The sequence below is a fragment of the Streptomyces calidiresistens genome (genome assembly GCF_014141525.1).
GTDB lineage: Bacteria > Actinomycetota > Actinomycetes > Streptomycetales > Streptomycetaceae > Streptomyces > Streptomyces calidiresistens.
Genome location: NZ_VKHS01001506.1, coordinates 1 through 535, shown reverse-complemented (window position 1 = coordinate 535; position 535 = coordinate 1). Strand labels below are relative to the sequence as shown.

The 535-nt window shown below is 74.6% G+C and carries 1 protein-coding gene; it reads right to left on the bottom strand.

Translation table 11 applies throughout. The features are described from left to right. Nucleotides 1-31 precede the first annotated feature (31 nt). The coding region (locus FOE67_RS28040; protein ID WP_323385649.1) for a nitroreductase/quinone reductase family protein at nucleotides 32-535 on the bottom strand (504 nt) is incomplete at its 5' end.

Below are 535 nucleotides of genomic sequence, written 5' to 3'. Positions count from 1 at the left end.
CCAGCCCCTGACCCGCTCCCCGCCGGGGCCCTCACCCTTCCGCGGGGGCGAGGCGAAGGAGGACCACCGGGATGGTTCGGGAGGTCCCCGCGGCATAGGAGGCGAGGCCGGGCATCGACGCGGTGGCCCCCGCGAGGACCCGGTCCCGTTCCCCGTTCGCCACGGGCACCGGCACGGCCGTCGCGGGGTACACGGCGGAGCCGAGTTCCACGGTGACCTCCGGATGAACGAGGATGTTGTGATACCAGGCCGGATGGCGGTCCGCTCCGCCGTTGGTGCCGAAGACGAGGACCCGGTCCCCGACCGGGCCCTCCCCGGGGCCGGTCGGGCCGACCTCCCCCGACGGGAACGGCAGATGGGCGGTGGGGACGGTACGGACCGTCCCGGTCCGGGCCCCCCGCGTGGTGAGCAGGAGCAACGGCACCCCCTCGAAGGGGCCGCCCACGCGTCCGCCGCGGGCCCGGAACTCCTCGATGACGGCCCGGTTGTGGTCACCGGGCTCACCCCGGTCTCTTATACACATCGTACGCTGCCG